The 23,221-nt window shown below is 44.3% G+C and carries 28 protein-coding genes; 7 read left to right on the top strand and 21 right to left on the bottom strand.

Annotation, left to right across the window (positions count from 1 at the left end):
- Positions 1 to 13: 13 nt before the first annotated feature.
- The 6 genes from D104_RS35075 to D104_RS35100 all read right to left on the bottom strand — a co-directional run bounded on the left by D104_RS35075 (position 14) and on the right by D104_RS35100 (position 5,370).
- A complete protein-coding gene (locus D104_RS35075) occupies positions 14 to 1,528 on the bottom strand; it encodes an ATP-binding protein (protein WP_024025357.1) in 1,515 nt (504 codons plus the stop codon).
- A gap of 6 nt (positions 1,529 to 1,534) precedes the next feature.
- Positions 1,535 to 2,254, bottom strand: a complete 720-nt coding sequence (locus D104_RS35080) for a response regulator (RefSeq protein ID WP_024025358.1) — start codon at positions 2,252 to 2,254, stop codon at positions 1,535 to 1,537.
- Between the two features lie 64 nt (positions 2,255 to 2,318).
- Positions 2,319 to 2,774 (bottom strand): DUF1499 domain-containing protein, encoded by a 456-nt coding sequence (locus D104_RS35085; protein WP_024025359.1) that lies wholly within the window; start codon positions 2,772 to 2,774, stop codon positions 2,319 to 2,321.
- A gap of 27 nt (positions 2,775 to 2,801) precedes the next feature.
- Positions 2,802 to 3,704: a 23S rRNA pseudouridine(2605) synthase RluB gene (rluB, locus tag D104_RS35090; protein ID WP_024025360.1), complete on the bottom strand. Its 903-nt coding sequence runs from the start codon at positions 3,702 to 3,704 to the stop codon at positions 2,802 to 2,804.
- A 116-nt stretch (positions 3,705 to 3,820) separates the two neighbouring features.
- The gene (locus tag D104_RS35095; protein ID WP_024025361.1) at positions 3,821 to 4,441 is read right to left on the bottom strand and encodes an L-threonylcarbamoyladenylate synthase; all 621 of its coding nucleotides are present in this window, start codon (positions 4,439 to 4,441) and stop codon (positions 3,821 to 3,823) included.
- Positions 4,442 to 4,518: 77 nt separating this feature from the next.
- Positions 4,519 to 5,370, bottom strand: a complete 852-nt coding sequence (locus tag D104_RS35100) for a PHP domain-containing protein (RefSeq protein WP_024025362.1) — start codon at positions 5,368 to 5,370, stop codon at positions 4,519 to 4,521.
- An 83-nt stretch (positions 5,371 to 5,453) separates the two neighbouring features.
- Between D104_RS35100 and D104_RS35105 the strand changes: the two genes are divergently transcribed.
- On the top strand, positions 5,454 to 5,990 hold the full coding sequence (locus D104_RS35105) for a septation protein A (RefSeq protein WP_024025363.1): 537 nt from the start codon (positions 5,454 to 5,456) through the stop codon (positions 5,988 to 5,990).
- 2 nt (positions 5,991 to 5,992) lie between these two features.
- On the top strand, positions 5,993 to 6,295 hold the full coding sequence (locus D104_RS35110) for a YciI family protein (RefSeq protein ID WP_024025364.1): 303 nt from the start codon (positions 5,993 to 5,995) through the stop codon (positions 6,293 to 6,295).
- A gap of 72 nt (positions 6,296 to 6,367) precedes the next feature.
- Here the strand turns inward: D104_RS35110 and D104_RS35115 are convergent, their stop codons facing one another.
- Entirely contained in the window at positions 6,368 to 6,652 is a 285-nt protein-coding gene (locus D104_RS35115) for a SelT/SelW/SelH family protein (RefSeq protein WP_024025365.1), read from the bottom strand.
- Between the two features lie 91 nt (positions 6,653 to 6,743).
- On the opposite strand from D104_RS35115, the gene D104_RS35120 reads away from it, so the two are divergent.
- Positions 6,744 to 7,295 carry a peptidylprolyl isomerase gene (locus D104_RS35120; protein ID WP_024025366.1) on the top strand — a complete coding sequence of 184 codons (552 nt, stop codon included), beginning with the start codon at positions 6,744 to 6,746 and terminating at the stop codon, positions 7,293 to 7,295.
- A complete protein-coding gene (gene mnmC / locus D104_RS35125; RefSeq protein ID WP_024025367.1) occupies positions 7,285 to 9,288 on the top strand; it encodes a bifunctional tRNA (5-methylaminomethyl-2-thiouridine)(34)-methyltransferase MnmD/FAD-dependent 5-carboxymethylaminomethyl-2-thiouridine(34) oxidoreductase MnmC in 2,004 nt (667 codons plus the stop codon). Before D104_RS35120 ends, mnmC begins: the two co-directional genes overlap by 11 nt.
- A gap of 62 nt (positions 9,289 to 9,350) precedes the next feature.
- Here mnmC and D104_RS35130 read toward each other — a convergent pair whose 3' ends face one another.
- The gene (locus D104_RS35130) at positions 9,351 to 9,680 is read right to left on the bottom strand and encodes a hypothetical protein (RefSeq protein WP_024025368.1); all 330 of its coding nucleotides are present in this window, start codon (positions 9,678 to 9,680) and stop codon (positions 9,351 to 9,353) included.
- Positions 9,681 to 9,796: 116 nt separating this feature from the next.
- On the opposite strand from D104_RS35130, the gene cysE reads away from it, so the two are divergent.
- The gene (gene cysE / locus D104_RS35135; protein ID WP_024025369.1) at positions 9,797 to 10,612 is read left to right on the top strand and encodes a serine O-acetyltransferase; all 816 of its coding nucleotides are present in this window, start codon (positions 9,797 to 9,799) and stop codon (positions 10,610 to 10,612) included.
- Positions 10,613 to 10,653: 41 nt separating this feature from the next.
- Here cysE and D104_RS35140 read toward each other — a convergent pair whose 3' ends face one another.
- The 12 genes from D104_RS35140 to ccmA all read right to left on the bottom strand — a co-directional run bounded on the left by D104_RS35140 (position 10,654) and on the right by ccmA (position 20,791).
- Positions 10,654 to 10,890, bottom strand: a complete 237-nt coding sequence (locus D104_RS35140) for a YheU family protein (RefSeq protein ID WP_024025370.1) — start codon at positions 10,888 to 10,890, stop codon at positions 10,654 to 10,656.
- Positions 10,891 to 12,927 carry an NAD-dependent DNA ligase LigA gene (gene ligA / locus D104_RS35145; protein WP_024025371.1) on the bottom strand — a complete coding sequence of 679 codons (2,037 nt, stop codon included), beginning with the start codon at positions 12,925 to 12,927 and terminating at the stop codon, positions 10,891 to 10,893. It lies immediately after the preceding gene.
- Between the two features lie 70 nt (positions 12,928 to 12,997).
- Entirely contained in the window at positions 12,998 to 14,020 is a 1,023-nt protein-coding gene (gene zipA, locus D104_RS35150; protein WP_024025372.1) for a cell division protein ZipA, read from the bottom strand.
- Between the two features lie 65 nt (positions 14,021 to 14,085).
- On the bottom strand, positions 14,086 to 15,267 hold the full coding sequence (locus D104_RS35155; protein WP_024025373.1) for a tetratricopeptide repeat protein: 1,182 nt from the start codon (positions 15,265 to 15,267) through the stop codon (positions 14,086 to 14,088).
- Positions 15,264 to 15,674 (bottom strand): cytochrome c-type biogenesis protein, encoded by a 411-nt coding sequence (locus D104_RS35160; protein ID WP_024025374.1) that lies wholly within the window; start codon positions 15,672 to 15,674, stop codon positions 15,264 to 15,266. Before D104_RS35160 ends, D104_RS35155 begins: the two co-directional genes overlap by 4 nt.
- On the bottom strand, positions 15,671 to 16,180 hold the full coding sequence (locus D104_RS35165; protein WP_024025375.1) for a DsbE family thiol:disulfide interchange protein: 510 nt from the start codon (positions 16,178 to 16,180) through the stop codon (positions 15,671 to 15,673). Before D104_RS35165 ends, D104_RS35160 begins: the two co-directional genes overlap by 4 nt.
- Before the next feature lie 2 nt (positions 16,181 to 16,182).
- Positions 16,183 to 18,126 carry a heme lyase CcmF/NrfE family subunit gene (locus D104_RS35170; RefSeq protein ID WP_024025376.1) on the bottom strand — a complete coding sequence of 648 codons (1,944 nt, stop codon included), beginning with the start codon at positions 18,124 to 18,126 and terminating at the stop codon, positions 16,183 to 16,185.
- 12 nt (positions 18,127 to 18,138) lie between these two features.
- Positions 18,139 to 18,606, bottom strand: coding sequence for a cytochrome c maturation protein CcmE (gene ccmE, locus D104_RS35175; RefSeq protein WP_024025377.1), 468 nt, complete (start codon positions 18,604 to 18,606; stop codon positions 18,139 to 18,141).
- Positions 18,606 to 18,782 (bottom strand): heme exporter protein CcmD, encoded by a 177-nt coding sequence (ccmD, locus tag D104_RS35180; protein WP_024025378.1) that lies wholly within the window; start codon positions 18,780 to 18,782, stop codon positions 18,606 to 18,608. Before ccmD ends, ccmE begins: the two co-directional genes overlap by 1 nt.
- Entirely contained in the window at positions 18,772 to 19,518 is a 747-nt protein-coding gene (locus D104_RS35185) for a heme ABC transporter permease (protein WP_024025379.1), read from the bottom strand. Before D104_RS35185 ends, ccmD begins: the two co-directional genes overlap by 11 nt.
- On the bottom strand, positions 19,518 to 20,180 hold the full coding sequence (gene ccmB, locus D104_RS35190; protein ID WP_024025380.1) for a heme exporter protein CcmB: 663 nt from the start codon (positions 20,178 to 20,180) through the stop codon (positions 19,518 to 19,520). The genes D104_RS35185 and ccmB overlap by 1 nt, the downstream gene beginning before the upstream one ends.
- The gene (ccmA, locus tag D104_RS35195; RefSeq protein WP_031215337.1) at positions 20,177 to 20,791 is read right to left on the bottom strand and encodes a cytochrome c biogenesis heme-transporting ATPase CcmA; all 615 of its coding nucleotides are present in this window, start codon (positions 20,789 to 20,791) and stop codon (positions 20,177 to 20,179) included. Before ccmA ends, ccmB begins: the two co-directional genes overlap by 4 nt.
- 113 nt (positions 20,792 to 20,904) lie before the next feature.
- Here ccmA and D104_RS35200 point away from each other — a divergent pair, with 113 nt between their 5' ends.
- Positions 20,905 to 22,563 carry a flagellar hook-length control protein FliK gene (locus tag D104_RS35200; protein ID WP_024025382.1) on the top strand — a complete coding sequence of 553 codons (1,659 nt, stop codon included), beginning with the start codon at positions 20,905 to 20,907 and terminating at the stop codon, positions 22,561 to 22,563.
- A complete protein-coding gene (locus tag D104_RS35205) occupies positions 22,563 to 22,811 on the top strand; it encodes an EscU/YscU/HrcU family type III secretion system export apparatus switch protein (RefSeq protein ID WP_024025383.1) in 249 nt (82 codons plus the stop codon). The genes D104_RS35200 and D104_RS35205 overlap by 1 nt, the downstream gene beginning before the upstream one ends.
- On the opposite strand, the gene D104_RS35210 is transcribed toward D104_RS35205, so the two are convergent.
- A complete protein-coding gene (locus tag D104_RS35210) occupies positions 22,802 to 23,206 on the bottom strand; it encodes a DUF2802 domain-containing protein (RefSeq protein ID WP_024025384.1) in 405 nt (134 codons plus the stop codon). The two genes, D104_RS35205 and D104_RS35210, sit on opposite strands and share 10 nt — an antisense overlap.
- Positions 23,207 to 23,221 lie beyond the last annotated feature (15 nt).

A 23,221-nucleotide genomic window follows, 5' to 3' on the forward strand; every position in this document is an offset into this window, starting at 1 on the left:
GTGCCAACCAGCATCAGGACAAGGTGTTCTGATGCTGGTTACGCGACCAAATCAAACTAAATTTCGCGCCACCGGATTCGCTGGCATCAATGAGCACCGCACCACCATGCCAAAAAGCAATTCGCTGAACGATCGCAAGCCCTAAACCATAACCACCAGACGCTCGTGTTCGGCTGTTATCTAGTCGCTGAAAGGGAATAAATACTTTATCTCGGTCTTCAAACGCTATGCCTGGACCGTCGTCTTCAATATCAATCTGCCAACGTTCTGAGTCATGAGAGAAGGTAATGGTAATTTTGCTCGCCGCGTATTTGGCAGCATTCAAAATAAGGTTCTGTAGTGCTCGACTCAAATGATGCTCATCAGCCAACACGATATCCGCGTCACTAATATCAACGTCGACAGTAAGGTGCTGAAGTAATAAATGGTTGTGCTGCAAAATCCCACCCACTAATTGGGAAATGGAAAGCTCTTTGAAATTCAGTTCTAGCGATCCACCTTCCAGCTTCCCGTAAGTCAGCACCTCATCCACCAGCGTATTCAGCTCTTCAACATCACCTTCAAGCGCTTCGATCGTTTTAGCAACATCATCGTCCACCTCATCCTTCATTACTTCTAACCCGAATCTTAATCGAGCAATCGGCGTTCTTAACTCATGAGAAATAGCGTTGATCATTTCACGTTGCACTTTTAACAATCGCTGAATATGCGATGACATCGAATCGAACGAGTACGCCAATTCTTTTAAAGTACCACTACTATCAGGAATTCCCTTAGGCAAACCAATTCGACCACGGGCAATTTGACGAGTAATGCTCTCGAATGTCTTACGCTTGAAATCCAACGACACGAGCTCACGCCAAATAAGAATTAGCATGATCACCATGCCCGTAAAAACAATAATGACGACGGTTAACGTTAAAGAAAAGTTTTCTTCATGCGCCACAGACACATACACTGTGTCTTCGACACTCTTGTCTTTCCATAAAAAACCATATTCGCTGTAAGCCCCATAAACCAAGGCAATCCCAGACAAATCACTCGACGTTTCCGTCGAAACTTTTTCAATAGAAAGGCATGACATTTTTGCAACCAAAGCAATTTTATCCTGATAACTCATCTCATCAGATAGCAAAAACCGTTGCAGTAAGGATTCAAATTTAAAAAAGCGACCTTGCTGATCTGCTCGCCCCACCAATACAGGTGAATTGGAATTGCCAAACGTTAGTTGATAGCTATTATCAGGAAATTTTAGCCATGTTTTCTGATTTATTAACGTTGAGATGGTGGAAACAGGAAGCGGTTTATCGACAGGTAATGTCCAATGGTATTGGGATTCGGGAAGAGACTGGCTAATGCCAGATAACAACAGAGCAGCACTGACTTCGGCATCAACACAAAGTAACTGCTCCGTTCTTGAAGTACCAAAGCGAGCTTGAGTGAACTCCATTACAGCGTAACAAGACAAGACAATAACGACACCACCCAATATCAGGTGTCGATATAAACGCCACATTTCAGCTCGCATTCGGTTTTATACTTCTTTTACAAACAAATAACCTTTGCTACGAATGGTTTTGATACGACGCGGATGAATAGGATCATCCCCTATTTTCGAACGAATTCGAGAAATTCTGACATCAACCGAACGATCTTGACCATCATATTCAATACCGCGCAACTCACCAAAGATCTCTTCACGACTTAGAATTCGGCCAGCACTGCTTGCTAACAACCACAACAAATCAAATTCAGCGCTGGTAAGCTCAACTTCTTCATCCAACAACCACGCTTCACGACGTGAATTGTCTATCGTCAAAGGGCCAAAGGTTAAATTCTGCTCTTCTTTCGAGAAGTCAGCAGTCAGATCAACATCTTGCGTACTCCGGCGCAACAAGGATTGTACTCGAGCCAATAACACTCTTGGTTTTGCAGGCTTAGAGACATAATCATCCGCCCCTATTTCCAACCCTAATATCTGATCAACATCATCACTGCGTGCCGTCAGCATTAAGATAGGGCCTTTGTAATCGTTACGAACACTTCGACAGACCGTAAAGCCGTCTGCGCCGGGTAACATCAGATCCAAGATAACAAGAGAAGGCTGCTCTGCGATAATACGGGAAATTGCTTTGCGTCCATCAGGTTCTACCCCAACGTTGAAGCCATTCTTCTGTAAGTATTCTTGAGTGAGCAAGGCTAAGCGCTCATCATCTTCAACAATCAAAATGGTTTGGTTGTCATCTATATTCATGGGCAATCCTCGTCCAGTAATTATTGTTTTAGAATTAATGACTTAAAAATCAATATGTTTAAAGTCAATCTACAAGAAGATCTTGGATTTGTCTAACTCTCTCGCGGTTGACACCAAAATCAGAATGACCAACTCGTGATGCCGAACGAAAATGCACCACACTATCCGCTTCAGGAAGGTAAAACTCAACGTCGTCAATGTACCCCACTAAGCGGCTTTTTATTTCAAAATGAACATAGCCTAGAGTACTACTGACAATGCGAGCATTTCCCTTGCTCAACATATAAGATTCTATGGTCAGCTGTGTCTCTTTACGATCACCAGTATAGATAATGGGCTCAGCGTAGTGAGCCACATCTTCTGGTGCCGCTTGAGTCGACACACAATTTGGAGACGAAGGACAAGGTTTCAACAAACCATCGGTTACACCAAGGTCATCGGGAAGTTGATTACTTACACCAACGTAAATAAAGAAAATTGTTATCAAGACAACAACCATTGCAATTATCCAGCGAACCATGCTTCTACGACTCCAAACCGATTTATCTTAACGAAACGATCTTTTACCTGGTTTTTTAGGTTTAAATTCTTGCTTATCACTGCTCTGCCAGTCGAAGCCTTTATTTGCGCCGCGACGTGCTCCACCCGCAGTAGCCTTATTCTTGTGACGCTTAAGTTCAAGCTTTTGCTGCTGAGTTTTTGGCTTCAATTCAGACACTTTAAGATCAACCATCGCACACAATGAATTGACTTCAGCGTCTTCCATTTCGACCCAACGACCCACTTTTGCTTTGGACGGTAAGAAAATAGGACCAAAACGAACGCGCTTCAAACGGTTAACCTTCACCCCTTGAGATTCCCAAAGACGGCGAACTTCTCGGTTACGGCCTTCCATTAGGCAGACATAGAACCAGCGGTTGATCCCTTCACCACCACCATCGACAATGTCGGTAAACTTAGCAATACCATCATCCATGGTGACGCCTTTTTTCAGCGCAGCGATGTTTTCTTCTGTCACTTCGCCCATAACGCGGACTAGATATTCACGATCGATTTCCGTTGATGGGTGCATTAGCCGGTTAGCCAATTCACCATCTGTTGTAAACAACAACAAACCTGACGTGTTGATATCCAAACGACCTACCGCGATCCAGCGTTCTCCGCGAAGTTTAGGCAATTTATCAAAAACCGTTGGTCGACCCTCAGGATCTTTACGAGTACAAACCTCACCTTCGGGTTTGTTATAAATAATAATACGGCGATTTTCACCCGCTTCTGTCGCAATGATGGTGTAGCCATCTATCGAAATAGTATCGGTTAGACTGACTCGATCGCCTAATGTGGCAACCTCACCATTTACTAATACTCGACCCTCACGGATACGGGTTTCCATTTCACGGCGTGAACCCTGACCTGCTCTCGCTAATACTTTTTGTAACTTCTCGTCCATTACGAACCTCTTAGGGGGAATGCTTCTCAGCAACCCAGATTTAATAATATTTAATTGGTAATTTAGCGCATTATAAGCCACACACCATGGGCCTTGACAGCTGAATATGAAACAATTTATTCAAAAGGCTTGGTGTCTCCTGCGCCAACTCGAACGATTTCAATACTATTCGCGTCCATTTTGACAACAGTGGTCGGCTGTAGCCCACAGAAACCGCCGTCAATCACTAAATCTAGTGCATGTTCGAGTGTATCGCGAATGTCATATGGATCCGTCATTGGATCCGTTTCACCAGGCAAAATAAGTGACACACTCATGATGGGCTCACCCAATTCCTCTAACAAAGCCGAAACGATGTGGTTATTGGGAATTCGAATACCAATGGTTTTTCTTTTTGGGTGTAATAAACGTCGAGGTACTTCCGACGTTGCGTTGAAAATAAAAGTATAAGGGCCTGGCGTGTTGTTTTTCAGCAAGCGATATAAGCGGTTATCAAAACGCGCATAAGTCGATATCTCCGATAAGTCACGGCACACCAAAGTGAAATTATGCTTATCATCCAAACGACGAATAGCTCGAATTCTATCGAGTGCTGTTTTATCACCAAGATGACAACCAAGCGAATACCCACAATCTGTTGGGTAAGCAATAACGCCGCCATTGCGAATCACTTCAGCGGCTTGTTTCACCAAACGGGCCTGAGGGTTTTCTGGATGTATCTGAAAAAATTGACTCAATTGGTTCTCCAATAAATAACGTCAACAGACAATCAAGCCTAAGTAAACATACTACTCGGCAATAAAATTACATTTGACTAAGCCCAGGTTTGCCAGACTAAATCCACGTCACTTTCATGTATTTGAGTGAATTTACCAACCTGCATCCATGGACCAAATGGGCCATGATAATCACTTCCGACAGACGCTTTTAATCCAAACTCTCTTGATAAGCGCTCTAATAATCGCACACTATCGGGTCGCTCATTCCCTGAAACCACCTCAATTCCTGTGCCGCCCCATTTTTTAAAATCACTCAATAAGCGTTTTAGTTTGGTTACGGTCAGAGGGTAACGTTTAGGGTGTGCCAACACCAACTCCATATTGTGACCTGAAAGTGTGGTTAATACTTCTTCTAGATCCGGCCACACGTCACGCAGTTGGCCCAACTTTTTATTCCCTAAATAACGGTCGAACGCTTTGTTCGCGTCTTTTACGAACCCTTTTTCAACCAATAACGTGGCGAAATGAGGTCGCCCAAGCTGACTATCACCTGCCAGAGCCGTGGCTTCATCAAATAAATCTGGCAATCCCTGCTTTACCAACAAGTCTGCGATTCGACGAGCTCGGTCCAAACGTATCGTTTGATTCCTTTCGACAATTGATAGTAAAGCGCTATTATCCTCGGCGAAGTTCAATGCCACCATATGCAAAGGAACACCATTCCACTGAGTCGACAATTCAACGCCATTAATAAAACTCAATCCATGTTCGGCGGCTCTTTGACTTGCTTCGGCAATACCATCTAACGTGTCATGATCCGTCAAAGCAAATAAAGAAACCTTCTGCTCGACAGCAAGGTCCACTAATTGAGTGGGTGAAAAACGTCCGTCAGAACGTGTTGAATGTGTGTGTAAATCGACTTTTCGGTAACTCGCGGCTTCTGGCATAGATAGACTGTTCTTTAAAAGGAATGATGGTTATCATACGACCAGCATACATACATTTTAGTATACATTCACCGGGTTTTTATATGAAAATACTGTTCGACTTTCTTCCTATTATTATCTTCTTTGTTGTTTATAAAATGACTGGCGATATCATCCTTGCAACAGCCGTACTGATCCCTGCGACATTACTTCAAGTTGGCTACACCTGGCTTAAACACAAAGCGATTGAAAAAATGCACCTTGTCTCTTTAGTATTGGTCGTATTGCTTGGTGGAGCGACGGTTCTAATGGGGAATGGCGACTTCATTAAATGGAAGCCAACCATCGTAAACGGACTTTTTGCGATCGTCTTTTTTGGCAGCCAATTTGTTGGCGACAAAAATATCATTCAACGCATGATGGGCGATAAAATTGAGCTTCCTTTCAAAGTATGGCGTACGCTTAATCTTGCATGGGTTTGCTTCTTTCTTGTTTCCGGCGTGACGAATATATACGTCGCGTTTTCTTACAGCGAAGAAATATGGGTCGATTTCAAATTGTTCGGACTATTAGGCATGACAGTTGTCTTTATTCTGCTACAAGGCATCTACCTTTCATCGCACTTACAAAATAAGGAATAACCATGTTGTACTCAATTGTTGGCGAAGACGTTCCAAATAGCCTTAGCGCACGCCAAGCGGCTAGACCCGCTCATCTGGCTCGCCTAAATGAACTGAATGAAACCGGTCGCTTGATTTTAGCTGGCCCAAATCCAGCCATTGATTCTGATAATCCAGGTGATGCAGGCTTCACGGGCAGCGTGGTAATTGCGGAGTTTTCTAGTCTAGAAGAGGCGCAAGCATGGGCAAAAGCGGATCCATACATGGACGCTGGCGTTTATAAAAACGTGACGGTTAAGCCTTTCAAACAAGTTTTTCCAAACTGATTACATACACCTCGAAAAATCGAAAAAAAATGCCGCTGACCCTCAGCGGCATTTTTTAGCGACTACATCACTTTAAGTTTTTTTAACGTCTGAATGCCCTAAGTCTCGATCCGGGTCTATCACATCCCGCATTCTTTGCTTTAACACTTTTGCCTCAGGAAAACCGTCTTCCGCCTTTCGGCACCAGATTTCTTTACCATTTACCCTTATTTTAAAAATACCGCCTTGAGTCGGCAACAAGGTGACACTTTTAATGTCATCATCAAATGTTGTTAATAACTCTTGAGCCAACCATGCGGCGCGCAACATCCAACGACATAACGTACAATACTCAATTTCTACGACTGCGGTTCGCATTCACTTTTTCTCCGAAAATTAGCCAAAAGCGCTTGGCACCTAATACCTAGCCCAATATTATTGGGCCTACATTAAATAAGGAAGTAGCACTATGCGTAAAACTCTTATCACCAGCCTTGCCCTGCTTGCTTTTTGCACACAAGTAGAAGCAACAGAAGTCGATATTTTAACCAGTCAAGGCACTGTCCGTGTCGATCTGAACGACGAGGCCGCTCCAAAAACGGTTGCAAACTTCTTACGTTATGCTGATGAAGGTTTTTATAACGATACCATTTTTCACCGTGTGATTCGTGGCTTCATGGTGCAAGGGGGTGGGTTTACAAAAGACCTAGAACGTAAAAAAACCCACCAAGCCGTTGCCTACGAAGGCGACAATGGATTAGCAAACAATCGCGGCACGCTTGCTATGGCCCGTACACAAGATCCAAACAGCGCCACCTCGCAGTTTTTTATTAACCAAGTAGACAATGCCTTCTTAAATCATGGCTCTCGCGGCGGCGCTGGCTATACGGTATTTGGAACCGTTGTTTTAGGTATGGATATTGTGGATGACATTTCTGCGGTACCAACGTCAAATGTTGGCCCTTACCAAAATGTTCCAACCACACCTGTCGTGATTAAGAGCATAGTCCGTGTTAACTAGCTACCAATTAGATAAACCTTCATTAAGCTGGGGAGAAGATGGCGCGCCACACTCTAACCAGTTTGATGATGTGTATTTCGATAAAGAATCTGGATTAGAAGAAACACGCTATGTTTTTCTTCAACACAACCAGTTAGCCGAACGATGGAAAGCGTTTGAAAATACCGCTTTTGTGATCGCAGAAACGGGGTTTGGCACAGGGTTAAATTTTCTTTGTGCTTGGCAAGATTTTTTAGTCGAAGCCCCCTGTGACAAGCAACTGCATTTCATTTCTGTCGAGAAATATCCGCTCACAAAGGCCATGTTGAGTAATGCCCTTTCCATGTGGCCTTCTCTTAATCAACTCAGTCAGCAACTGATCGATGCTTACCCTGAAGTATGTCACGGCTTTCATCGCATTGAACTTGAACAAGGAAGAGTCCAGCTGACACTTTGGTTTGGTGAAGCAGAAGAAGGCTTTGCAGCATTAAACGCCAACGTAGACGCGTGGTTTTTAGACGGTTTTGCGCCCAGCAAAAACCCAGAAATGTGGACTGACCGTTTATTCCAGCACATCCATCGCCTGAGTCATCAAGGCACGACGTGTGCCACATTTACCGCGGCAGGCATCGTTCGCCGAGGATTAAAAGAAGTCGGTTTTGATGTTAAAAAAGTCAAAGGCTTCGGTCATAAACGAGAAATGGTTGTAGGTGAATTAAGAGAAACATCCGCACCCATAACAAAACGCATGTCACAGGGCCAAGCTTGGTTCAACCTTCGCCAAGACAAAACAACAGAGGCAACTCATGTCCTCGTAGTCGGTGCAGGGCTGGCTGGCGCCAACACCGCTTATGCACTTGCCAGCCAAGGCATCAACGTCACCGTATGGGAACAAGGCGATCGAATTGCTTGCGGAGCATCCGGCAACCCACAAGGCATGCTCTATCCAAAACTAGCCTCTCAAGACACTCCTGGAAATCGCTTTTATTTGTCAGCCTATTTGCACGCAACACGCCTGTATTCTCAATTAGACAAAAATAAATCGTTTTGGGATCCTTGTGGATTAATACAAATTCCAAAAAATGAGAAAGAAGCCGAGCGGTTTAAAAAATTGCTGAATGGAAAACTGTATCCAGAAGCCATTTTACAAGCGTCACAACAAAGAGCTGGCAGTTTATTGTTACCACTTTCTGGCTGGGTTGTATTGACTCAACTTTGTGACACCCTCTTGTCTCATGAAAAGATCAAGGTTTGCCTGAATACTAAGCTTGAAGACCTTTGCGCGATTAACTCCGAAGAACAAACAACCCACTGGAAAGCCACCTCAAATACGACGGAGGCGATTTTCTCTCATGTCGTATTGTGTACGGCAAATGATACAAAACACCTCGACATCGCACCAGAAACACCCGCGCATTCTATTCGTGGTCAGGTGTCGTTTATTGATATCAAAAAAGCTAAGGCCGCCTGTACATTAGCAGGAGAAGCTGACAAGAAAACAGACATCGACAAGGTGTTATGTGAGTTCGGCTACGTTTCGCCATCTATTAATGGCTTACTGCATTTTGGGTCAACCTATGATTTAAAAGACGAAGACAATCAAGTAAGAGAGGAAGGGCATAAGCGAAACTTATCGATTTTAGAAAGCCTGCTTGTCGTACCAAAGGGAACCTTCGACAGTAAAGCCTGTGGTGGGCGCGTTTCATTTCGTTGTGCCGTACCTGATTACACGCCAATCGTAGGGCCAGTGCAGACAGATCAGATATATCAGCAAGCTTACGCAGAGCTCAGTAAAAATGCGAAATGGCAGTCAGATGACATAATGGAGCCAACCAAACAGCTTTATATAAACATTGGACATGGATCAAGAGGCTTAATATCGACACCTTTAAGTGGCAGTTATATCGCCAACTTAATACTCGGTACGCCGTCTCCTTTAGAACAAGAAGTCAGCCATAAATTGCACCCAAGTCGTTTTATCGTCCGAGATTTAAAACGCAGCCAAGCTCACTGACCGTGCTTAGCCTACATTGAGTCCGAAATACTGACCCAATGTAGAGCTTTATTTACAGCGAATTACAGTTCAAACAGCTCGCAAGCGCTTGGAATAAGATCCGCAAAACGATTTAATGTTTGAGGACGATAAACGTATTGATTCAGCTCAGGCAACAAAGTCCGCAACTTATTGCTTAGCTGCATCAGACTTGGATTCATTGGCTCATAAGAATACACGTGATCCTGTAGACTTAACTTATGCAATTCATCCAGCTCATCTTGCAATATGCCTTTCATCGCAAAAAAATGGTCTTTTTGATTAATATCGTTCGTTTCCCAATAGGCATCAGAAAGCACTTCGTTTAATTCATAAAATATATGTAATGCATCGCCAACATTTTTTTCAGACATGTTATCTCCAACTTTTTGGGCAATCTTCACATTGCCCCTTGTAATGTTTAACCCTAACCCTATAACCTACATTCTAAACTTGAACCAATAAAGGTGCATACCCCTTGAGTACAACAATGCGTCATGCCGTGACTTCTGACAATCTATGGCAATCTATGCAGGCAGAAGCAGATAAGCTAGCAAAAGATGAACCTATTTTAGCCAGTTACTTTAACACCACTATATTACGCCATGATTCATTGTGTTCTGCATTAAGCTTTTTGCTCGCCAGTAAACTCGATAGCATCTCTATTCCCGCCATGGTCTTACGAGAAGTATTCGAAGAAGCGATGGCAGACAGTCACTCTGGCATTGTCAGGTGCATCGAGCAAGATATTTTAGCGATAAAAGAAAGGGATGCCGCTTGCGACACACTAACAACACCACTGTTGTTTTTTAAAGGTTTCCACGCATTACAAACGTATCGTGTGGCAAACTGGCTGTGGAAGAGCAATCGAAAAAGCTTAGCTTTGTATCTTCAAGGGCAAATGTCGATGGTGTTTAGTGTCGATATTCACCCAGCGGCCACCATTGGCTGTGGCGTTATGTTAGACCACGCAACCGGCCTTGTGGTTGGTGAAACCTGCGTTATTGAAGACAACGTGTCGATTTTGCAATCCGTTACGCTGGGCGGAACAGGCAAAGAACACGGCGATCGACATCCCAAAATTCGTTCTGGCGTACTCATTGGTGCGGGGGCGAAAATATTGGGCAACATCGAAGTGGGCGTCGGCGCCAAAATAGGCGCAGGAAGCGTGGTATTAGAAGCGGTTGAGCATCATACGACCGTTGCTGGCGTACCCGCGAAAGTCGTCGGTCGTAACACCGAAGAAGAACCCGCCTTGGAAATGGATCACAATATCAATCATTGCCTTCGAGATTGTTCAAAATAACCCATCACTTTGACTGATATCTACCCAACCCCATTACGATCTCACATGAGATCGTAATGGCTTAATGCGTCTTTTGGCACCATCTTGATAGTTTCACTTTCCGTATCGAATAACAGCACGGCTTCCCCTTTCTTTAAAGACAGTAATGCTTGCTCTCGCTTTTGCGCCGAAGATAATTCATAGTCACCGTAATCGGTGCCATCTCGCGATACAATATCGTCCAATATGGTTTCCAAGGTGTCTGGTGCCAATGAGTCGTAAGGAATTAACGTATCCAATTAAATTGCTCCGTGTTGAGTAAGCAAGGCAATCACACCCGCTTCATCAATGATTGGCACATTAAGAGACTGTGCTTTTGTGAGTTTTGAACCGGCTTTTTCACCCGCAACAAGACAATCTGTTTTTGCCGACACTGAGCCACTCACTTTTGCCCCTAGCGCTTGCAACTTATCTTTTACTTGATCGCGACTAAACTGGCTCAAAGACCCCGTTACTACATAGGTTTTACCAGAAAGAGGCAATTCACCGGATGACACTTGCTGTTTTATTTCCCACACTACGCCTGCATCAAGCAAACCCTGAATCGTCTTTCTATTGGCTTCTTGCTCAAAAAAAAGTCTAACGTGCTGAGCCACAATCGGCCCTACATCATCGACCTCAACCAAGGTTTCTTGGTCCGCCGCCATCAGTGTGTCAAGCTCTGAAAAATAGCTCGTTAACGCCCGAGCAGTGGCTTCGCCCACTTCACGAATGCCTAACGCATAAATAAACCGATTAAACTGTGTTGATTTAGCGGTTTCAATAGACGTAAGCAATTTTTCGACGGACTTTTGTCCCATACGCTCCATAGACAATAAAGTGTCTTTTTTCTCAGCTAAGGTAAAAATATCGACTGGTGTTTTGACTAACTCTTGATCCACTAGCTGTTCAATGAACTTATCACCAAGCCCATCGATGTCCATCGCTTTGCGAGACACAAAATGCTTCAAGGATTCTTTAAGTTGAGCGCCGCAGACCAAACCGCCAGTACAACGAATAATCGCTTCACCTTCAACCTGCTCTAAAGCAGAACCACACACAGGGCAAACATCAGGAAAGACAACATCAAACGCATTGTCAGGGCGCTTATCAATCACTACCTGAACAACCTTAGGGATCACGTCACCTGCACGATGCACAATCACAAAGTCATTTACTTTTACACCCAAACGCGCAATCTCGTCTTTGTTATGCAACGTGGCATTAGAAACCGTTACGCCGCCAACAAAAACCGGCTCTAATCGTGCCACAGGGGTAATTGCGCCGGTTCGACCCACTTGAAAATCAATCCCAACGACTCGAGTCATTTCCTCTTGCGCGGGGAACTTTCTCGCTATTGCCCAGCGCGGCGCACGTGCGATAAAACCCAATTGATTTTGCAATGCGATTTTGTCGACTTTATACACAATGCCGTCGATGTCATAAGATAAATCGGCGCGCTTTTCATTGAGCATTTCATAATACTCAATGCAACCTTTGGCACCTTCTGCTCGCGCCATCAAATCATTCGTTCGAAAGCCCCATTCGCTTAATTGCATCAAGCCGTCATAATGACTCTCTGGCTGATCCCAGCCTTCCACATAGCCAATCGAATAAGCACACATCACCAAAGGACGAGTCGCGGTGATTTTAGGGTCGAGCTGACGCAAGCTACCAGCCGCCGCATTTCGTGGGTTTACAAACGCTTTATCGCCCTGCTTTATCGCCAAGGCATTTAACTTTTCAAAACCGTCTTTCGGCATGTAAATTTCACCGCGCACTTCTAACACTGCTGGCGGTGTTTTCGTGCGCAGTTTTAATGGCACAGAATACAGGGTTTTGATATTTGACGTGATGTCCTCGCCCGATAATCCATCGCCACGCGTCACACCGCGTACTAAGCGACCTTCTTCATAACGAAGGCTTATCGCTAATCCATCAAGCTTAGGTTCGCAACAATACACAAGATGATCGGCTTTGATTAATTTACGAATACGCTGATCAAAATCAGCCAAGGATTCGTTATCAAAAGCATTGTCCAACGACAACATAGGCACGGTGTGTGCCACATTGGCAAAGCCACTGTCTGGCTTCTCTCCCACTCGTTGCGTCGGCGAATCTTCCTGAATATTATCTGGATAAGCAGCTTCTATTGTTTGAAGCTCACGGTAAAGACGATCGTATTCTGCATCTGGCACGATTGGTTCGTCTTTCACATGGTAGGCATAACTGTAATCGTTCAGCTGTTGAATTAGATCCAGCATAGATTGATTCGATCTGTTTTTTTCTTGGCTCATAGTCTAACTCGACGTATTTTCTTTAACTTGTGTCTAAAACAATCAAGGCCCCTTAGGGCCCTGATTCATCTTACTGTTTGTTGCGCATTAACCGTCGGCGCTCAAAATCTCTTATTCGTTGACGACAATGGGCAATGGTTTGATCACTCATCGGCGTCCGGCGTTCGTCACGAAGCTCACCACCAAGGTTACGAACCAATGTCTGAGCCGTTTCAAGCATAAAATCAAACGCTTTCATGCTGTTTTTAGGCCCTGGCAGCCCCATGAAAAAGCTCACACCAGGACAATCATTTTCGCCCATGGTTTCTAAATCAAACGTACCAGGCTCGATCGCATTTGCCATGCTAAATTGCACTCTGCCGCGATCAAAGCCATCTTCATGACGGTGGAAAATATCCATTTCGCCATAACGCATTCCGCAATTCAAAATCAGTTGAAGCAACTCCATTCCGGAGAAATTTTGACCTTCTGGCGAAAAGATATTAATAACGATGACTTCTTCGATTTCAGCAATACTGTCATCCTCTTCAACATCGTCATCCATATCATCAACAATTCCCTGCGGGGTTATTTGACCAATGTCGACTTCAGAATAGCTGCGCTCATAATCTACATCATCATGATTGTCTGCGTGATTTGCAGAAGAGTCGACGGCAAAATCAAGATCCAACTCATCTTGCTCGTAAAAACCATCATCCGAATAATTTTGCTCAGACACCGCAGAATCACCAAAATCGCGATCAGGCACCAAAGACGCAAGCTCATCAAGGTGCATTTCTTCACCGCGATCCAACACCGGTCCAGAGTCCACTTTATGAGGCACTTCCGTCAAAGGAGACTTGGCGGTTTTTCTCGCATTTTCAAAAGCGTTCACCATAAGATCTGGCGACGACTTATCATTGGAAGACGCCTTACCGTATCCTGCTGTCGTGGGTTGTATTAAAGCATCATCTGGCTCATCAAGATCAGTGAAGTCATCTTCTGCTTGAGCATATTCCTGCCCTTTTTTGTATCGACGAAATCCATCTATGAGGATAACGACAATAATGACGACCCCAATCAAGATTAGCCACTCACGCAAGCTAAATTCCATTACATATTCCGAATAGCATCAATTAAAGTTGACTGTATTATCAAACGAAGCGGCTTAGGATTCAATTATAAGGCCACATTGATTACGAAAATCTCTTTATGATTTGTAACTAAACCACTCTTTATGCCTATTATTCGACCTTTTGTCAGGTCGCTATCATTAATATTCGACAATTTCACAATGAGGTCGACTTTATCAACCTCTGCCAAGGTAGCCGTTGGCATCAACTCATCCAGATTGGTTAATAAGATTGGCTGCTCTAAATCTTCTGGAAATACCCTTTGAATCGCCACGGGCATTTTCTGCCCTTTGGCCAACGCGTACACCAACAAAACATCATTTTTTTGCCAATGAAGCGCTTTTTTATCCCATTCAATTTTTACCGCTAGCTGATGTGTAATAATCGGAGCAACTTGCTGATAATTTATTTTTCCCGCTTCTCTGGCTTTAGCAATGGCGGACAATAACGCCAGCCGCTCGGATGAATTCGCGTTATACCGAATGGCTTCTTGCCAAGCTAACACGGCTCCCAAATAGTTTTTCTGATCAAATTCAGCCACTCCTTTTAAACCAAGTGTTGTGGCTTCAGTGGGGTTCTGCTCAAGAATCGAATCCACCACACCTTTCATTTTTGACGAACTCTGATTGCCATTCGCGTAGAAAATCGCTTGAGCGTACTCAACTAATAAATTCACTCGACCATCGGCGTCTCTTGACAGTATTTCAAGCGCCTTCTCAAAAGCCAGCACTGCGTCTTTGTAACGCCCCGCACTCACATTGTCAGTCGCTTCATAATACCAATCTTCCGCGCCACCATAGCGGCGACTACGATACTGAAGAAAGTCACTTATTTTTTGTGGCGTTAGACGCTGCGCTTGTAAATCTTCCGTAAACCGAACTTCTTTTGCGTAGCCCATGTATTGGTACAGATTCACACTGCCCAGAATAACAGCGCTCACAACAACGAGCATAACGCGTTGGGCTAATGGAGCACCCAAATAAAATGTGCGTTTTTTATTGAGTTCTAACCGCGTACTTTCATGATCTACGTCTTGCAAAAGCTGTGTCGACTCACTGGCCGTTAGTCGCCCAGCCTCTTGCTCTTCTGCAATTTCTTGTCGGCGAATACGATCAAACGCTCGTCGCTCTTGACCTTCCAAAGCACCAAGGCGCTTAAGAACCAAGCGATACAGACAAAAGAAGCTCAAAGCGATCATCGCGGCCATCACTAAATACGCCACCATCATGATGATAGTCCTCGTTTTTTACGGTTGGCTATAATCACAGAGGCAAAAATAATGACACCTAAGCCAAGCAAGATAAAAGGCCCATACCAGAGTACGAAAGTCGCAGAAGAATGCCGAGGACGATACAGAACAAACTCGCCATAACGAGCCACCATATACTCCACAATCTCCTGATCTGTTTTACCTTGCTCAATCATATGATGGACCTGCTCGCGCAAATCAACAGCAATTCCAGACCCTGAATCGGCCAAATTTTGATTCTGACATTTAGGGCAACGCAGCTCTTCAACCAAACTTTGATAGCGGGTTTGATTTAATGCTGAACCAAACGACATCAATTCCTCCGCCATGCTAGGTAAAGTCAATCCCAAGGCGATCAATAAAAAAGACCATCGAACAAAAGTCATTTTAAATAGCCTTTTATCACGGGCCAATTCTCGGTGTTAATCACACCTTGGTGACGATAAACAATCAAGCCAGAGCCATCCACCACGAATGTTTCTGGCGCCCCCGTCACGCCCATGTCCACACCAAAATGTCCCATTTCATCCATTAATACAGATTCATATGGATTGCCTTTCTGCGCTAACCACTGCTCTGCTCGGCTTTTGTTATCCTTGTAATCTATCCCAAGAATCGGAATGCCTTGATCTGCTAACTCAATCAAAAAAGGGTGCTCTAAATGACACGCAGGACACCAGGTTCCCCAAAAATTAATCAGATACGGACGACTAGGTAAATCGTTCTGCGTAACCAACTGGTCTGTTGTCAACGAAACCAATTTAAAATCCGGGACCTTATTCCCCACAAGAGCGGAAGGCATGTATTGCGTATTTTTACCCAATTGAAGATAGAAAATAGCCCCCAACACCAGAAAAAAAACAAACGGTATAAAAAACAATGTTTTACGCATTATTATTCCTCCGCCCGCCGTTGATAACGTTTATCGAGCGCCGCCAACAAACCGCCCAACATCATCATGATGCCGCCCAACCATATCCAACGCACAAAGGATTTGACGTAAATCCTCACCCCCCAAGCAGCGCCGTCTAATTTTTCACCCAATGAAAGGTATAAATCTCGCGTAAAGCCAGCGTCTAAAGCCGCTTCGGTCATCACTTGCTGTCGCGTTGTAAACATACGTTTTTCTGGACGCAACACGGCAACAGGATCAGGATCGCCCGCTTTAAATACCGTGAATTGCGCTCTGTCTGCGACGTAATTTGGCCCTTTGATTTGCTCTAATCGATCAAAATGAAATTCATAGCCCGCGATACTGGCACTGTCGCCCGGCGATAAACGCAACATAGCCTCATGACTATTGATACTGACTAACACAATGCCCACAAGCGTGACGACAATGCCAAGGTGTGCCAACAACATACCGTAATAGTTTCTTGGTAACTGACGTGCACGAGGAATAATGCCTTTTGATCCTGCAGAGACCTTGCTGAACCAATCAAAAAATGACAAACACACCACCCAAAAAACCACTGTAAAACTCACCCAAGCCAACAGCCCAAAACCACACCACAGCACAAGTACGGTTGCGAGCAACCCCGATAAAACCATCGACAACAAACAAGGTCCAACAATCACACTGAGTGGCGTATTATGCCATTTTGACAAAGGACCGATGCCCATAAAGACAATGAGCAATAAAGCGACAGGGGTAAACACGCTATTAAAATAAGGCGCGCCAACCGAAATTTTACCAAGATCCAACGCATCAAATATTAAAGGGTACAAGGTGCCCAAAAGCACCGTCAGCGTTAAGACCGTAAGCAAAATATTGTTCAACAGCAACCAAGCTTCTCGCCCAGTCAGACCGAAAGAAACGCTGGATTTTACTTGAGCAGCACGAATGGCGTACAAAAGCAGACTACCGCCCACCAACACAATCAATAAGACGAGTATAAAAATGCCGCGAGTAGGGTCGGCTGCAAAAGAATGCACTGACGTTAATACGCCAGAGCGAACCAAAAACGCGCCCAATAAAGAAAGACTGAAAGTAAAAATCGCCAACAACACGGTCCAGCTTTTGAACACGCCACGCTTTTCCGTCACCGCAAGAGAATGCAATAACGCCGTGCCCGCCAACCAAGGCATGAACGACGCATTCTCGACAGGATCCCAAAACCACCAGCCTCCCCAGCCTAACTCATAATAAGCCCACCAACTTCCTAGCGTAATACCCAGCGTCAGAAACGCCCAAGAACACGCAGTCCAAGGTCGAGCCCATCGCGCCCAAGAAGCGTTAAGATTTCCCGTAATCAATGCTGTAACAGCAAATGCAAAGGCCACGGAAAAACCAACATATCCCATGTACAATACTGGCGGATGAACAATCAGCCCAAAATCCTGCAGCAGCGGATTCAGATCTCCACCATCCATAGGAATATCAGGTAACAAACGCACAAAAGGCGAAGAGGTAAAAATAAGGAAAGACAAAAAACCCGTACTAACAATGCCTAAAACCGCTAAGACAACGGGCCCAACATTTTCAGGCAACGTGCGTACTTTTAAAGCAACGGCAGAACACCAACCAGACAAAATAAACACCCATAACAACAAGGACCCTTCATGACCACCCCACACTGCGCTGAATTTGTACCAAATGGGCAACTGGCTATTTGAGTTTTGGCTAACATACAAAACGGAAAAATCGTCCGTGATAAAAGCAACACTCAATATCACAAAGCTTACCAAAACGAGCGTCGACATAATCAAGGTCAAAGGCTGGGCCATTTCTAATAAAAGGCGATTTCTAGCCCAATACCCAATCAATGGCACCAACGCCAATGACAGCGCAAAAAACAATGACAGTATCAGTGAAAACTGACCAATTTCAGGAAGCATAAAAAGCCTAAACTAATGAGTTGATTGTTCGGTATTGATTTTTCGGTCGGTTGTTTTTTGTGCATTTCTTAACGCTTCGGAGACTTCAGGTGGCATGTACTTTTCATCATGTTTCGCCAAAACTTGATTGGCCTGAAAAACACCATTTTGATCCAACTTACCTTGAGCAACAATCCCCTGCCCCTCTCGAAACAAATCTGGCAGGATACCGCGATAAGAAATGGTGACACTGTGTTGAAAATCGGTCACATCAAAGGTGACTGCCAGCGTTTCAGAATGACGCTTAACACTGCCTTTAACCACCATGCCACCAGCGCGAATATTGATATCATGGGGGGCATCTCCCATAACGATTTGGGAAGGCGAATAGAATAAATTGATATTTTGCTGAAGAGCGTACAGGATCAAGCCTATGGCGGCACTCAAGATAATGACGATCGCAACAATAACAAATAGACGTTTTTTTCTGACTGGGTGCATTAGCGTATTTGATCCATTCGATAACGTTTCATCAAAGTATTTCTGACTTTACGATGGTGAGCAAACGTATTCCAAGTCAACACGGCAATAGCTAACATACTAAAACCATACGCTGACCACACATACACGCCATGTTTTCCCATTATTAAAAACGCTGGAAATGTATCAAAGGCCACGATCCATCACCTCTTTTTTCACCCAACTTGAGCGGTGTTCTCGCTGCAGTATTTCCGACTGCATTCGCCATAACACCAAGCCCGCTATGAATAAATAAAACCCAACAACAGACACAAGCAAAGGAAGCCACATCTCCGCAGACATGGCCGGCTTTTCCGCCAAACTAAACGTCGCACCTTGATGCAAGGTATTCCACCACACGACTGAATACTTGATAATAGGTAAGTTAATCAACCCAACGACGCAAACCACCGCGGTGGCTTTATTGGCAAGCATCACATCATCAAACGCACTTTGCAGTGCAATAATCCCCATATACAAAAAAAACAACACAAGCACAGACGTCAATCTCGCGTCCCAAATCCACCACGTCCCCCAAGTGGGTTTTCCCCAAATGGCTCCAGTGACCAGTGCAATCAATGCCATCACAGCACCAATTGGCGCTATCGCCTTAATAAAAATAGGCGCCATTTTCATTTGCCAAACAAGGTAAACAAAACCCGCCGCACCTAATGCGAAGTAGCAAGATTGAGCCAGCATAGCGGCCGGCACATGAATATAAATAATGCGGAACGTGTCGCCTTGCTGATAATCCGCCGGAGCAAACGCCAACCCCCATACCAGACCCACAATCAGACCAATGCTACCAAGACCCAACAACGGCAAGACCCACGATTTAGACTGGAAGAAAAACCACTTTGGCGAACCCAATTTATGAAACCACACCCAGCGCATCAGTTAACACTCGCTTTTACAGCAATCGCCGTCATAACAGGCGACACAACCAAAGACAATAAAGACATCGCCAACAACATCGCCAGCGAGCCAGAATAAGACAACCCGGCTTGAGCGGCATGAACCGCTGAGGTCGCGAAGATAATCACGGGGAAATAAAAGGGCAAGATAAGCAACATCATCAACATGCTGCCTTGCCTTAATGACACCGTTAACGCAGAACCAATGAGGCCAATAAAAAATAAACTTGGCGAGCCAAGCAACAATGTCAGGATTAACACCCAAAAAACCGTACTGGGTAAAAACAACATTTCGCTTAACAGCGGCATAATTAACAACAGAGGAACAACCACACAGCCCCATAAAGCCAACACTTTCAGCAACATTAATAACGGTAGCGACAACCCGCTCGTTACTAACTGTTCCAAAGAGCCATCAAGGTAATCTTCTTTAAAAGCACCTTCTATCGCCATCAAAATAGACAACACGGCTGCACACCAGATAATGCCACCTGCCGCTGGCGCTAAAAACGCTGGCGACGGATCCACACCAATCGGAAACAATGCCACCACAAGAATAAAAAACAGCAATGCATTGAGCACATCTTGTTTTCGACGCCATAAGATTAGAAATTCAGATTGCAAAAAAGAGGAATACGTCATGACAATAAAACGACATCTCGAGCAGACACTAAGCGTAAGTCTTGATGCGTTGTTAACACAACCAAACCACCTAAAGACACATGTTGTTGTATACGGTTTTCCAATATTGTGCAGCCTTTGGCATCCAGAGAGGAAAAAGGTTCATCTAATAACCAAAGTGTTTTTTCACTCAACCATAAGCGAGCCAACGCCACGCGCTTCGTTTGTCCGGCAGAAAGCGACGTCACTAATGTATCTCGAAAAGGCCATAGGCCTAAATGTTCTAATGCAGAATTCAACTCATCTGACGATACATCAGGACAATACCAGCGCAGATTTTCTTCCACTGACAAAAGTCGTTTCACACCAACGGCATGACCAATATAAAGGGTGCTTTCTATTAATACATCTCGGCACTGAGTCACGTTTTTACCTAAATAGTATATTGTCCCTTCTATTGGCGTTATCACATCGACAATCGCTTTTAACAAAGAACTTTTGCCCGTACCGTTTCCCCCCAAAATACGCAGCACCTCGCCCGGTCGCACGTCAAAAGAAAGCCCTCGACACAGGTCTCTTTCTCCACGTTCAATCCAAAGATCTGATATTGTTAAAGAAGCAGAAGATTGCAAAAGTTTTATCCCGCCCGGCCGATAAAGAGGTCACATTACCATTATTTGGTAAAAATACAGTTGGCTCATTATATGAGAATCTTCCTAAAATAACGAACCAATAGGCAGGCAACATGATCTCTGACATCCAATCTATGCTTAACGCATCAACAGGCAAGCAGAGCAATGTCAGCAACAGCACAAATAACACGCTTGGCAACGCAGGAACACTTGCCAAACTTAGCAGTGAAATCAAATTAATAGAAAATCTCAGCTTAATAAAATTTCAAGGCAGTGAAGCGCTCAACTTTCAAGGAAAGCCTGTACAACTTTTACACGCAACCAGCTCACAACAGCCCTTTACGTTAATTAATACCGGAACACCAATTAGTATTGGCGATATCACTAACGCACAACTGGATAAGACAACGCCCTCTCAAGTTAGGTTAACCATTCCGACAGACTCTCTTTCGCGTCAGAGCACAGCGCCATCACAGTCAGTAACAACAAATCAAACTACACTCCAAACCAAACCAATTGAAACTCTAACGTTAGCATCAAGAGTCATGAATCTGACCGTTGTATCAACACCCACAGCCGAAACCACAAAGACAAGCCCTCCTGCCAACCAAAGTCAGCTGCCTAACACCCAAGTTTCTAAGGTTCAAACGGGAAACAGCACTCTCGCCATAAACACACCAACAAACACTCAAGTAAACTCTCAAAGTAACACTCAAGCGATTACACCAAACACGATAAAGGTTGGCGCTCAGACGGTAAATCCTCCCATAGAAAGCAATGCACCAAGCAAATCTCAGATTATCACCGTCACAGATGGAAAAAATGAGTTTCCGATTATTAGCCAAGGAGGATTGAAAAAGGGAGATGTCATTCGGGTCTTTATTGATGCGAACAACAATGTTCAGGCCCTACCGCCCAAAACGAATACCGCGCTGGTTACAACCACATTACAAATGGACGCGTTAAAACAAAGCCTTCCTAAGCAATTGTCTTTCGGTGACATGTCTCAACTCGTTAAACAACTGCACAGTATGAATGAAACATCGCCTTCAACTTTACCACCTCAAACACAACAAGCGCTCAAGCAACTCGTTCAACATTTACCCAATTTGGCAGCACTAACGTCATCGCCAGACGCAATGAAGCAAGCGATTCAAACCAGTGGCTTATTCTCTGAATCGCTGCTTCTTAACGACAATAAAATACAGCTTCCTGCCGATTTGAAAATCAATTTGGAACGGTTAAAAGACGCACAAGAAAGCGCCGGTGCGTTACGTCTCGGTAATACGGTAGGAAACAATCTTCCCACCGAACAAATTGCCAATGCCATCGAGAGAATTACAACCAATCAACTACGGCACATGAACGATTCAACTCAGCTCGGCACACCGACGTACCCATTACACATTGAACTGCCAATCAAAGATGGCCAATCCCACCATCTGACCCAAATAGAAATCAATCAAGATACCAGTACAAAAGACAACCAACAGCAGGATCGCCGCTGGTTGGTGAAGTTAAAATTTGATTTTGAAGAAACAGGTAGGTTCGATGCGCGAGCCAGTATTCAAGCTAATAAAGTCGGCATCCTCTTTGCTGCAGAGAATCCAGATACCGTACAAAAATTACAAAAAAACCTGCCGATTCTCAAACAACAATTAAAAGACAAAGACATCGATGTTGAGCGACTGGATACGTTTCAAGCAAAGCTAGAAAGAGAAGATAAAAATGACACGTTTAAAACACACGCTTTAATCGATGTGAGAACCTAATGAAAAAAGCGATAGCATTAAAGTACGATTACAGTACCGCTCCCACCGTAACGGCAAAAGGCAGTGGCTTGCTTGCGGAAAAAATAATGGAAGTGGCAAAAGAAAACGATGTTGTATTACACCAAAGTCCTGAGTTAGTTGAAATGCTCAGCACTTTGGAGCTAGGAGAAGAAATTCCTGAAACACTGTACTTGGCTGTCGCCGAGATCATCGCCTTTGCACATAAGATCAAAGACCATCAATGGTAATCTGAGTTTTTACGCGACTCTTGCTTCAACAAGCTAATTAGTTCCGCCTCAGCTCGAATAAGACCACATTTGGAAACTAGGTCATCGATTGTCGCGCCCATTTCCAAAAGCTCCATTGCGCGATTATAAGAGACACCACCTTCTTTCGATAAGATCTCAGATTGCTTTTCAACCGCAAGATTAAGCTTTTTTTCAATAGCCACTAAACGCCGACCCATACCAATTGAACCAGACGCAAGCACTTGAACTTGCTTTTTTTGATTGGCCTCCGCTTCTGCGTGTTGACGTTTCGTTTGCGCCAAACGCTTTGACAACCGAAAAGCCCACACAACAACGGCGGTCAAAATCACAAACTGCAGCATCAAAAGCAGGTTAAATAACCATTGAGATTCCATCGAGTACAACTACCT

It is taken from the genome of Marinomonas profundimaris, assembly GCF_000508165.1.
In the GTDB taxonomy this organism is placed as follows: domain Bacteria; phylum Pseudomonadota; class Gammaproteobacteria; order Pseudomonadales; family Marinomonadaceae; genus Marinomonas; species Marinomonas profundimaris.